We start from the raw sequence: 11,637 nt of genomic DNA on the forward strand, positions 1-11,637 counted from the left end.
AGGAATATATAATAGGTTGTATATGGAACGGACGTTACAAAAATTTAGCCCTGTAAAGATAAGGGCTGACAAACCAGAGTTGACCGAAAAAGAAAGTTGTGTATAACCTGGACTTCCAGAAGTCAGTCCAGACTGAAAATAAATAGCGTATGGCTGTCCTATGCGTAAGCGTCGTAGATGATAGTTGTAACTATCGACTATAAACCGGAGGTTTTTCTGACCGGTTTTAGGACTAGTTGCTGATAACAAACAAGTAACCCGCTACCCACCTGTTTAAATCTCAATCGGCACGGTTTCAATTTGGTCATGCTCAATAGTTACATTCACTGAACGTGCGCCTTGGGGCCGAGTTCGATGAACGGTGTTTTTAGGAATCGTAACCAGTTGACCAGGCCGTAACTCGATCGTTTCTGTTTCCAGCTCAATGATTAATACACCTTCCATCCCGATAAAGGTCTCGTCTGAGTTGGGATGATAATGCCAGTAATAGGGCTCCGTCATGACACTTAGTTTAACTACATGGTCATTCACCGCAGCAAGCAGGATGTTTTCATACCGGGTCGTGACAGCACGGGCGAGTTCGCTAGTGTCATATAGGGTTAATGGCGCATCATTCATAAGCGATTACGTTAAGGAGTCGATGTTTTGTGAATGCTTCAGGCTACCAGATGCAGCTAAATCACTTCCACCGATGAATAGTGGTTAAAGAGTAAGACAAACGAGCCCAATAAAGGTTTACCAGATCAGTATGCGCCTTCATAAGTTTACAGTAAACGGAATCATCATGACATCAGAAAACAACTTGACGCGATTTGTTGACGCCCAGGAGCGAGACTACCATACAGCACTGGCTGAGATCAGGAATGGACGAAAACAAAGTCACTGGATGTGGTATATCTTTCCCCAGCTTACGGGGTTAGGCTTTAGCCATATGGCCACCCACTATGCCATCAACAATTTAGCCGAAGCCAAAGAGTACCTGGACCACCCTGTTCTGGGAAGTCGCCTGATTGAAATAGCCAACGCGATGCTACGTATCCAGGGTAAAACGGCTAATCAGATCCTGGGAAGTCCCGATGATTTGAAACTGCGGTCCAGCATGACTTTATTCAGCCTGGTAGAAAACACTGACCCCGTTTTTCAGGCGGTACTGGATAGATTTTTCAGTGGTCAGCCTGATCAAAAAACAATTACTTTGGTAGCCAAAGACGGAACGGGACGCTAATTAGCGTCTATAAATATAGTGCTAAATAAAGCCCGCTCTGTTTCATAGGACACAATAAAAGAGCCAAAACAGCGTTTATAATTCATTAGACGTCTCAAGCCTCAATGGTCCTATCCATCGGGGCTTTTTTGCGTCATGCCAGTGCGATTCAATCTGCAACGCAAACCGCCATAAACTGAATCGACGTGCTTTAGTCGAACCGTTTATTAGGTGATAAAGGTCGATAGAATCTCCAGTGCCTCACTTCTCGGCTAGTTTGATCGTCAGCTTGTCGGACGTCTTCGGGGATAGTATCTGAAAGTTAATCCGATAAATAGTATCGCCCCATTTCATGATAATGCCTTTATCTTCTGGAGCCTCCAGTTTTATTTTCTCGATAGCAGGCTGCATTTGTTGGTGGTTGTAGGTCAGAACAAAGTCTTTGGCTTGTCCCAGTTTTAGCGCATAATGAATGATCAATTCGCCGGGTTTCCCAACTTCGGCTGAATAGCACGTCATGACATGCTGCGTTAAAGAAGTGTAATGACATCCTGAATCTGCACATGTTGACCCCAATTTAATTGCACCGTTCGCTGCCCGCTGGTCACGCCCGCATCGTTTGGATACGCCTGCGCCAGATCGACCGTAAACTGAATGAGTGCATCCGCAGCTTTGTAAGATACGTGGGTGGCTTTGAAGTTTGACGCTTGCTGCGTAGTGTCGAACGAAAGCTACTTATTCACTTCAAACGTGCGTGTGTGATTAGCCGAGATAAATTATCGCCTGTAGAAACTTTATTGTCCTATTCGTGCCGAAACTGGATGTTTAGCGGAATTACTACCGGCCAAAAGTGTCGGGCCTGGCTAGTTTGGGACGAAGGGAAACAATCCCACTTATATAGACGTTTCCACTGGGGCAATGCAACACTATTCCCTGGGCTATGAACAGCACTCTTTTTTAATGAAACAGGGCCATCGCCTTGCCAACAGAGAAGTAATACGTATCAATGACAACTGATAAACTTGAGCACGTGTGCTTGCTGAGCAGATTCGTTTCTGTGTGCTACTGATTGCAGTTGACCGCTACTATAGGTTGCCCTTAGGGTTCCAAATCTAATGTTTATATAACAGCAGGCTTGAAAAATGCATATTTGGTTAGAGCAGTTGCTTTAACGATCAACCACAAGCCGAAGCACACCTATGACTAAAAAGCGAATATTTTTTACCGGAGGATCGGGGAAAGCAGGCAGGCACGTCATTCCTTACCTGCTTGCCCAAGGGCATACCGTCATGAATGTAGACCTGATGCCCCTGGATTACCCAGGAGTCGACAACCTGATCGCTGATATTACTGATTCCGGACAAATGTTCAATGCCATGAGTTCATATGCTGGCTTAGCTGAACTGGAGCCAGGGACCGGCGTACCCAAATTTGATGCGGTTGTCCATTTTGCGGCCGTACCCAGGATTTTAATCAAGCCGGACAATGAAACCTTTCGGGTCAACACACTGGGTACCTACAATGTAATTGAAGCCGCTGTTAAACTGGGCATTCAGAAGATTATTATTGCTTCCTCGGAGACTACTTATGGGATCTGTTTTTCCGATGGACAAACCAATCCCAAATCGTTGCCGCTGGAAGAGGATTATGATGTGGATCCTATGGATAGTTACGGCTTATCGAAGGTGGTCAATGAGCAAACCGCTCGCAGCTTCCAGCGCCGGTCCGGTTTTGATATATATGCCCTTCGTATTGGCAATGTAATCGAACCGCACGAATACACGGAGCTATTTCCCTATTATTTTACGCACCCTGAAGTGCGACGCCGGAATGCATTCTGTTACATCGACGCACGTGATCTGGGCCAGATTGTGGATTTATGTTTGCAAAAAGAGGGCCTTGGCTATCAGATTTTCAATGCTGGTAACGATCACAACGGGGCTATTATTCCTAGTAAAGAGCTGGCTGAAAGGTTCTTTCCTGGGGTGCCCATTACGCGTGAGCTAGGTGAGCATGAAGCTTTGTTTTCCAATCGCAAAATCCGTGACGTGCTGGGCTTTACTGAACAGCATAACTGGCAGCAATACGTGACAGGGGACAACCTACGGTAATCATGGACTTTTGTCTGTATTTTATGGTAACCAGCCAAACTCACCGCGTAAAACGTTTGGGATGATGGCACTCGCTCCAGTAGGCGATGATGGCCCCTACCTGAGATTTCCAGGCAGTATAGGTAGACTTTTTTTCAAAGAGTCCCTGAATGGTTAATTCATAGGCTTCTTCTACCAGTTGATCTTCGATCGGGTGGGTCATGAACACAAACGGAATACACTTTTTGCGAAGCTCAGGGTCCTGATCAATTTGCTGCCGAAGTTCCAGACCGCTCATACCCGGCATACTAATTTCGGAAATAATTAAAAAGGGAATCTCATTGGTTGTCGTCAGGTAGTCCAGTGCGGTTTGGCCATTGGCGAAAACGACTACAGGATAAGAAAGGGCTAACTCCGACAGGGCTTGTTTGAACATATCATGATCATCTTCATCGGCGTCAATAAAGATGATGGGGTGCTCGTCCATGGTGGCTATTGGGATTGTAAAATAAGGCTAAAATAAAAGCCCGGTTCACTACCGAGCTTCTTAATATGTTTGTTTTTCCTAACGTTGAGTAAAACGATATCGATCTATGGTAGGGTTGCCTTGGGCAACGAACAACTGGAGATAAAGGCTCGTTCATCTGTTGGTTAACCTAAATTATGCCAATAGTGTAAATGGGTTATAAGATTTTGTAAATCAAATGGTTGAGCAATTGTATAAGCCTTAGTATTGACGAAAATTGGTGACTTTTTTGCACACTTTTGTGGGCTTACTCCTCAACTTCTCCCTGGTTCGCCGGTCATTCGGCTCCTCACTCTCGTATAGGCTACCGATTGAGTTGGGCACGTATTGAAATCACCAGAACAACCCCTCATAATCCTCACTTCCGTATATCACCTTCCTGTATGAACACCATTGCACCGCTTCCGGCGAAGTTTAGGCTTTCGCTGATGTACTTGATGGAGCTGGTGCGGTTAAATAATTCAGTAATGCATGAGGCCGAACGTTACTATACGTGTTAATCACCCGGTCAGCAGCAGCAGAAGAGGCTGGTGCTAATTTTAAACTGGCGCTGTGCCAGAAAGAACCACTGAATCGACCAATGCCTGCTGTAATGGTCCATCCAGTGGTTGATGTATAGCTATGCTACGTGACTAGTTAGCGGCTGGAAGCCGTGATGAGCAAATCGTGCCCTTTTGTATTGATCTCCCAGTCGTTGTAGTGGTGGTTCCAGCTAAACAACAGTTGTCGTTCAGACGTATTGCCGTAATCGTCAGTGACGGGAAATCTGACTGCATAGTGCTGTTGTTGATCATCGGGGTTGTTCGGCAACTGGGCAAAGGCATCGGTCAATTCCTTAAGACTCACCTCCAGGTTGACTATAGGCTTCGTGTTCATCTTCATGGCCGTATCATTTAAAAGGTATGTTTACCCACTCAACCTTTATAAGCCTAAGTGGTTCAACATAACTTACCTGCGGACGAATGAATTTGGTTCAAGGCAAAACTCCCTTTGCCAAAATAACTAGTCAGATCATCGTGAAGTCACTATTGAAATTGCAGATAAGGCCTTGAAAATCAAAGAAGACGCTATTGTGGTTTCCCTCAATACGTATTGTACTTCGCCTATCTGGACCCATACGCTTCGTACTCTTCTTATTACGTTGATTCTCAAGACGGCAAACTGCCCGACTCTGGTTACAATTCTCATCCGTAACCTACTCGAACAACGCTACGTTTTCAATACGCTGCCCGTGTTTTACCCCTAATCACTTACCTATCTCTGTTCGTTTTTCAGGTACTTTATACCTGAAATTACCCCAGCTTTATGAACTGGCCTGGTGCAAAACGAGTCATCTCTTTTGCCAACTGGGATCGATCAGCAGGCACAGGCTAAAGTTAAAAAGGCCTATCTGATAAACTTTCAGGTTGTAGCCCTGCCATGTACTCCCCATGATAAAGACAAAGTTTTCGTTGAAATGATTGGACCAATGATTGCGGAAAAGCAGTCGCCAATGGTTAATTTTTACCAGGCTATAATCTGGACGAAGTGGCATGTTATTAGTCGTTGTTGTTTGCCTTAAGATACAGCTTTTCAGCGATTTAAACAACAAAATACGCCCAGATTTAAACTACCCTTTTTCTGATTCTACTCCTGATAAGTTCAGTTCTTAAGTACATATACCGAACAACCATGTATGTGGAACACCTGGCGTTACAGGCCTTTCAATAGTTACCTACGCCAGTCCAACTCACTTGTTGAAATAGTTGATCATCTCGGCATCGGAATTATTGACCACCCTCACCTCACCGACAGCACTGCCTTCCACCAGGGCACTGATACTGAGGCTGCCTTTGGTGTTTCCCGGTGTGAGCGTACCGCTAAGCCCTACCGAGAGTTTACCCCCGGCTCCGGTGGTCTGTGTTGATGTCAGTACGTAAGCGCTGGGATTGCTTAGCGCGTCAAAACTCCAGTTGCTGTTCTGCACCGGGCGGCTTCCCAGGGTTGTGGCCGTTGGATCGAAACTTAGCGTCAGAAGAGGGTCTTTAGTAATATACACCTTGATGGTACCACTGGTGGGGGTTGAGTTGATCTCAAACACGTCAAGCACCAGACTTACCGGCGTCGTGCTGTAGGCCAGCGAGGGAGTGACGTTCAAGACCGTCGTCAAATCAGGGCCCGTATAAACAATTCGGTAAAGAGAAGCCGAATTTTTGCTTAGATAATACACATACCCATCCGTACCCAACGTTAGGCCTAAGCTATTACCGGGCAGGTCTGTAGCGAAAGGAGAGCGAGCAGCGGTTGGGCCAGTTAAATCCAGTACGTTAATCCAGTTGTTACAATAATCCTGAAAGAAATACTTGCCTACAAAGGAAGCAGGATACCTGGGTGTAGTTGGGTTATAAAATACTCCGCCGGTAATGGCGCAACCAACGCCGTCGCCGTTGCCATGCGGATAGGCATACACCGGGTTGGTGAACGATGAATTACTGCTCGTTCCTTCCGCAGTTGGCCAGCCAAAATTCAACCCTTTTGTCGTGGCCTCGTTGATTTCTTCCCACGTGCTCTGGCCCACATCATTCACAAATAACCGGCCCGTAACAGGTTGAAAGGTAAGCGTATAGGGATTACGCAAACCGTAACTCCAAATGCGTTTTTGGGCTTCCGACCCCGTTGTGAATGGGTTACCTGGTGGCACACTACCGTCTGGATTAATACGTAGTACTTTGCCCAGGTAATTAGCTAAATTTTGAGAATTACTGCCATTAGCATTTTCGCCCACGCCTACATACAGTTTCTGATCAGGACCAAATACAATGGTTCCCCCATTGTGGTTGGTGGCTGTACTAAGCGCGTCTAACTCCAGGATGATGGTTTCACTACCGGCTACCGCTACGTCTCCATTGGCCGTAAAGCGACTGATCCGGTTGTGCACCGTAACCGTCCCGCTGGTTGGAACCGTGTAATAGAGGTAGACAAATTGATTGGTGGTGAAGGCCGGATCGAATGCGATGCCCAGCAACCCTCGCTCACCCGCTGAATTTACGGTGAGCTGTACGAAGGGAGTAGGCAGCAGAGTTCCGTCTTTTACAACGCGTAAGGTTCCGCCTTGCAACGCCACAAAGATCCGACCATCCGGGGCCGCCACCGCTACCGTTGGGGCATTCAGCCCAGTGGCCACCGCTACCTGTGTAAAGTTGGTTGGAAACGTCTGGGCGTTTGCTGGCTGACAGTCAAAAAATACCAGACACCATAGACATAAACTAACGAAAGCCCCTCTTAAATGAGTTGACAATAGACCCTGTGAGCGGATAAAGCGATGCATAGCGGTAGTCGTTTTGGCTTATGGTAGACTATACGTTAAATCACTTATACCAAAGGGATTGTAAATTGTTTAGATAATTTGTGCTTTTATTAACTTGCTGAATACGAAAGTAGTAATTACCGATATAACTAAGTCAACTAATTGATAAAACACTTTCTTTAATTCATGAGACGTATCAATGGTCAATGATACGTTATTCCAGCAACCTGGCCCTTTCTTTTGCCGCCACTAGTTGGGTAAGGTATATGATATAATTCTGCGCTTTATCTTTCCTATCTAATTAACTTCTTCCTATAAGATCAATGTACATCACCAATCGGGCCCCCAAAGTGGGAGATACAGTTTGTCCTAAAACGCAAATCTCCGTGCAGAGGATTCAATCGTGGAAGTTCAGTACGGATACCATCTACTTTGGCGGTTTTATGCCCAACGCGCAATTTCGTGTTATTGAGATAAACAAAGATCCCTACAAAGAGGATGGCATATGGTTTAAATTGAAACCCGTTGGTGGGGATACAATACTAAAAATAGCTGGTGATGAATTCAGCCCGAACTTCTGGATTTTAATTGACAGCCCAGCTTAGCCATGCCGGAGCAGAGGAGACTTTCCCTATTTTATCGATCTCCCTGAATCCCCATCGATGCAGGGCTTTTTATGCCTGTTTAGTCAATCCAGGTTGAGCCTTGAGTGATCGTGGTCTTCATTCACAGGAAACCACCCTGGGCAGGCCCTATGAAACGAGTCTACTACGTAGTGGTATTGTTTCTGTTTGCCAGTAGTTCGCCCAGTCTTATAAAGCAGGCCACCAAATAATCCTGATACTACAAAGTCCAAAATGCGTCCTATTTTGATACCAAGAGGACTTTCAATAGGACTTGACAGGACTAATGAAAGACTATGAGAGGACTATCGAGACCAAAAACGACTAAACAACAGATAAGTAGAAACAAAAAACGAGACCAAACCAGTACGAAATTTCAAATACTTACGTGTTAAACGAATTAGCGGCAGTGTATACTATCAAAAGATATGTTTACACTGTAATGGTGAGTATGAAAGCATACGGATGGATTCCGCATACTGCCGTTATGGATGTGCTAAAGCCGCAAGGAGAAAGCGGAACATCCAATCTTGAATGACCTTTTGACCAGATAGTAAATTTAAACAAATGCCCTTACCTAAGGGCATTTGTTGTTTACGGGCGGGGTGTGTTAACAATCCTACAAGGAAGCAGTAGCTTAGAATACTTGTGAAAGTGCATGTCTCTTTATGGCAGAATTACAGGGACTTTTACGAAATGATACCGTATACACTAAAATGCATCCTATTTTGATAACAAGAGGACTTTGGACAGGACTTTCAATAAGACTTCGAAGGACTATCGAAGGTCTACACAGAAGACTATTGAAGGACTATCGAGGTGAGGAAGCATGCAAAATACAGAAGGATACGACAAATAAAACGTAACAAGGAAAAGATTGACTTAAATTAGACTCTAAAATAGTTTATTAATGCGTGAATCAGTCCATAAAGTAGTTGGTTCACAGAAGTAATATGGCTTTTTTAGAAGCTCTACCAAGCAATCATAAGCTTTACAGGCTCATTCACACATCATTTCAAAAAATAACTATAACTAAATTGAAGTTTTGTGAAAAAAAATTTTGCTGAATAAAAACTTACAGCAGAAGTATCACAAATACTTTTCACAATAAACTTCGAGTTCAGTAAAGGATTTTTTAAACATATCTTGACGCGATTCAATATCGTAAGGAATAATCACATTTTTTCCAATATATCTTTCCAATAAAGAATCAAAAATCTTTTCGGATTTTGTTTTTATCAGCGGAATTTCTTTTATCGCTACTATATCTTGCTTTTCAGTAAACACTTTTAATAATTTTTTATTAATAGGTTTAATATATTTCTCTGAATATGTTACCCAACCATCTTTCTCTAAGTCAATTACATGATTATCTTTTAACCCTTTACGTGCTCTATTTTTAGTGGGATCAAATACCGCATCATAATCCTGTTTTCTCATTGTAATTCGACCTCCTACATCCCATCTTTGTAATGGTTCGACAATATTGTCATTATAGGATAATCGAACTTTCTGTTCAACTTGAATATTAAATAAGTATTGACTACTGATAGATTCCTCGAATGCTAAATCTAATTCATCTGACTTAGAGAAAATATTAATTAATGTTTTTGATGTAAGCTTATTCGTAAAATATCCATAGTTGTAGATAAATCCGTCTTTTGAATGTAAAATATTACTTATGTCACTTCGATTGACAGCATTGCCTGGATCGTAAAAAGCTGGGTGATAAAAGGATTGAGTTGTGATATGAATTTGATTTTCAGTTAAATAGGATTCGAATTTAAAACAAAGTAAACAGGCAATTATATCTTTATAAATATCATTCACTAATTCATCTGAAAAACTAAGGATTCCATCAATCTTATTCCTATTTAATGATAAAGGTAATGTTCCATCATAATCAAAGATAGATATTGTTGGTGTTACTCTAATAATTGTATCTGTTTCGTATGAATTTAGGAGTTTTGGATAAGAAATTGTTGGTTTCGTTGGAATTACTATGCCATTACATGTTAATTTATTTTGTCTGTAATCTTTATCATAAGTCCAAATAACCTTATTTAAACCGCTCGGTTTTATTGAATGAAAAGTTTTTGGTAATCTATCGTTGTCATTTGGTAGATTAAAAACTTTAGGTTTGAACTTTAGGTCTGACTCATTAATATACTCAATATAAGGGGAATTTAAAACATACCATTCATGCCAAATTTTTTGCTGAGGGTTATTCAATGCTTTAATGACGTTTGCTTTTATATGTATTTTTATGAATGTTCCTACACTCAGATCTGTCCTTTTGTTAATTTCTATTTGCTCTGTATCTATCTCAGCTTCAAAGGAATATCCTTCTGTACTGTGCATGTTTCGAGTTTCAATGTATAGTTTCTCTCCCAATAAAAAAGCAGCTAATACTCCAACTCCAAATCTTCCATTTCTTTGGATTTGTGTTTTACCCTCTTCATTGGTGTATTTCAATTGCCAATCAAGGCTTTTTCTAAAAGACGAGCCAGCTTTAAGGAAATAGTTTTTTAATTCAGATAAAGTCATTCCTTTTCCATTATCTTTTATTATAAAGAAATATATATCATTTTCTTTAATTATTCCAATTGTAATCGTAGGGGAATAACTAATAGTATTTTTAATTTCTTCAAACTCTCTTTCTCTACAAGCATCAACAGCATTTTGTGTCATTTCTCTAACTCCATAAGATGGATCATTTCCATAAAGGGGAGCTACTAGTAACTTTGGTAAATCAACATCCGTTTCAAATGTGATCTTGGCAGGTATGTATTGTATACTATTAAGAAAATTTAAACTTTCTAAATTTGAATTGATTCTCCTATATTTTATCTTGGGCTGTGATTCCCTGTCAACATATCCATAAACTTCACCTAGGACAGCCCAAGATAAATCTAATTCATATTGAATATCCTTAAATAAATCTTTTAGTTTTACATACATAACACTAGTCTTAGGATTTGCCTTAACAAATAAGGTTTCCTTGTCAGTAGTATCTTGTTGTATAAAATCTATAGAAAGATGCTTATCGTGTTCAAATTGAGATATAGGGCTTCCAAAGGTTTTTAACTTTAGGGCGTTCGGATTGACTCTATCAGAACCAAACTGAAAATAATCAGCAATTCTAATTAACACCATTAGAAAGATTACATTCACTTGGTCAGGTAATTTCCAAGCTTTGTCCCCTACTAATTCTAAAAAAGGATAAGTTTGACGAATATTTATTCCATGACTTCTTGCCACTATAGCGGTCAATTGGCGTAATAATTTTGGTAGATTTGGTGCAAAATCAATAGTTTGCCCATTTTCTCCTACAATTCCTTTAAATGCAATCTCATGAGCAAGCCTTGCATGATGCCTTCTAATAAATTCACCTATTAATTTTTTTTCGTCATCGGTAATTGATCCTTTCCTAACTAGATTCGGTCTACTAAATTCAAATTCACTGTCACCAAAAATAGCACTCCTTTGTTTACTACTGAATTTTTTTGCTTCATCTAAATATTCTTCCCAAAGAACGTGCCACTTTTTTGAATCAATTGATTCTTCTTGGACATCATCATATGCATTATCTACAACAAGTGCTTTGAAAGTGGCAAAACTGGTATGCATTCCGATATCATGTAATAATACTGCCAAAACTATAACTGTTATATCTTTAGAATTTAGTAATAGAAATGTTTCTTGAGTTATTATATCTTCAACTGCACTCAATACTTTTTGAATATGATCAGTAGAATGATCTGTATATTCATCAAAAAAATATAATTTACTCTCATACACGATACCACTAAGAGTTTGTTGGGGAATTGATAAGGACTGGTAGCCGAGTCAACTTTGTATCGACCAAGAAACAAAGTAATGACCAAGCAGTGGCAACCACTGACCGA

At 41.4% G+C, this 11,637-nt stretch carries 11 protein-coding genes; 4 read left to right on the plus strand and 7 right to left on the minus strand.

Annotated elements, in window-relative coordinates:
- Positions 1–273 precede the first annotated feature (273 nt).
- Entirely contained in the window at positions 274–618 is a 345-nt protein-coding gene (locus ACYVEA_RS13990) for a cupin domain-containing protein (RefSeq protein WP_461114049.1), read from the minus strand.
- Positions 619–784: 166 nt separating this feature from the next.
- Between ACYVEA_RS13990 and ACYVEA_RS13995 the strand changes: the two genes are divergently transcribed.
- Positions 785–1,225 (plus strand): DUF1810 domain-containing protein, encoded by a 441-nt coding sequence (locus tag ACYVEA_RS13995; RefSeq protein ID WP_461114050.1) that lies wholly within the window; start codon positions 785–787, stop codon positions 1,223–1,225.
- Positions 1,226–1,465: 240 nt separating this feature from the next.
- On the opposite strand, the gene ACYVEA_RS14000 is transcribed toward ACYVEA_RS13995, so the two are convergent.
- Complete coding sequence (locus ACYVEA_RS14000; protein ID WP_461114051.1) at positions 1,466–1,723, minus strand: hypothetical protein; 258 nt, start codon at positions 1,721–1,723, stop codon at positions 1,466–1,468.
- A 680-nt stretch (positions 1,724–2,403) separates the two neighbouring features.
- On the opposite strand from ACYVEA_RS14000, the gene ACYVEA_RS14005 reads away from it, so the two are divergent.
- Positions 2,404–3,315 (plus strand): NAD-dependent epimerase/dehydratase family protein, encoded by a 912-nt coding sequence (locus ACYVEA_RS14005; protein WP_461114052.1) that lies wholly within the window; start codon positions 2,404–2,406, stop codon positions 3,313–3,315.
- Positions 3,316–3,355: 40 nt separating this feature from the next.
- Here the strand turns inward: ACYVEA_RS14005 and ACYVEA_RS14010 are convergent, their stop codons facing one another.
- Positions 3,356–3,781, minus strand: coding sequence for a response regulator (locus ACYVEA_RS14010; protein WP_461114053.1), 426 nt, complete (start codon positions 3,779–3,781; stop codon positions 3,356–3,358).
- Positions 3,782–4,456: 675 nt separating this feature from the next.
- Positions 4,457–4,702 carry a hypothetical protein gene (locus tag ACYVEA_RS14015; RefSeq protein ID WP_461114054.1) on the minus strand — a complete coding sequence of 82 codons (246 nt, stop codon included), beginning with the start codon at positions 4,700–4,702 and terminating at the stop codon, positions 4,457–4,459.
- A gap of 166 nt (positions 4,703–4,868) precedes the next feature.
- On the opposite strand from ACYVEA_RS14015, the gene ACYVEA_RS14020 reads away from it, so the two are divergent.
- Positions 4,869–5,066, plus strand: a complete 198-nt coding sequence (locus ACYVEA_RS14020) for a hypothetical protein (RefSeq protein ID WP_461114055.1) — start codon at positions 4,869–4,871, stop codon at positions 5,064–5,066.
- An 84-nt stretch (positions 5,067–5,150) separates the two neighbouring features.
- On the opposite strand, the gene ACYVEA_RS14025 is transcribed toward ACYVEA_RS14020, so the two are convergent.
- Positions 5,151–5,354, minus strand: coding sequence for a hypothetical protein (locus ACYVEA_RS14025; protein WP_461114056.1), 204 nt, complete (start codon positions 5,352–5,354; stop codon positions 5,151–5,153).
- Between the two features lie 195 nt (positions 5,355–5,549).
- Positions 5,550–7,127 carry a PQQ-dependent sugar dehydrogenase gene (locus tag ACYVEA_RS14030; RefSeq protein WP_461114057.1) on the minus strand — a complete coding sequence of 526 codons (1,578 nt, stop codon included), beginning with the start codon at positions 7,125–7,127 and terminating at the stop codon, positions 5,550–5,552.
- A 302-nt stretch (positions 7,128–7,429) separates the two neighbouring features.
- Here ACYVEA_RS14030 and ACYVEA_RS14035 point away from each other — a divergent pair, with 302 nt between their 5' ends.
- Positions 7,430–7,711 carry a hypothetical protein gene (locus ACYVEA_RS14035; protein ID WP_461114058.1) on the plus strand — a complete coding sequence of 94 codons (282 nt, stop codon included), beginning with the start codon at positions 7,430–7,432 and terminating at the stop codon, positions 7,709–7,711.
- Between the two features lie 1,107 nt (positions 7,712–8,818).
- Here ACYVEA_RS14035 and ACYVEA_RS14040 read toward each other — a convergent pair.
- Positions 8,819–11,530 (minus strand): HD domain-containing protein, encoded by a 2,712-nt coding sequence (locus tag ACYVEA_RS14040; protein WP_461114059.1) that lies wholly within the window; start codon positions 11,528–11,530, stop codon positions 8,819–8,821.
- Between the last annotated feature and the right edge of the window lie 107 nt (positions 11,531–11,637).

Source organism: Spirosoma jeollabukense (assembly GCF_054777855.1).

Excerpts from the sequence above, each read along its gene's own strand:
- ACYVEA_RS13990 (WP_461114049.1), bottom strand. The coding sequence starts at position 618 with ATGAATGATGCGCCATTAACCCTATATGACACTAGCGAACTCGCCCGT.
- ACYVEA_RS13995 (WP_461114050.1), top strand. The coding sequence starts at position 785 with ATGACATCAGAAAACAACTTGACGCGATTTGTTGACGCCCAGGAGCGA.
- ACYVEA_RS14000 (WP_461114051.1), bottom strand. The coding sequence starts at position 1,723 with ATGACGTGCTATTCAGCCGAAGTTGGGAAACCCGGCGAATTGATCATT.
- ACYVEA_RS14005 (WP_461114052.1), top strand. The coding sequence starts at position 2,404 with ATGACTAAAAAGCGAATATTTTTTACCGGAGGATCGGGGAAAGCAGGC.
- ACYVEA_RS14010 (WP_461114053.1), bottom strand. The coding sequence starts at position 3,781 with ATGGACGAGCACCCCATCATCTTTATTGACGCCGATGAAGATGATCAT.
- ACYVEA_RS14015 (WP_461114054.1), bottom strand. The coding sequence starts at position 4,702 with ATGAAGATGAACACGAAGCCTATAGTCAACCTGGAGGTGAGTCTTAAG.
- ACYVEA_RS14025 (WP_461114056.1), bottom strand. The coding sequence starts at position 5,354 with ATGCCACTTCGTCCAGATTATAGCCTGGTAAAAATTAACCATTGGCGA.
- ACYVEA_RS14030 (WP_461114057.1), bottom strand. The coding sequence starts at position 7,127 with ATGCATCGCTTTATCCGCTCACAGGGTCTATTGTCAACTCATTTAAGA.
- ACYVEA_RS14035 (WP_461114058.1), top strand. The coding sequence starts at position 7,430 with ATGTACATCACCAATCGGGCCCCCAAAGTGGGAGATACAGTTTGTCCT.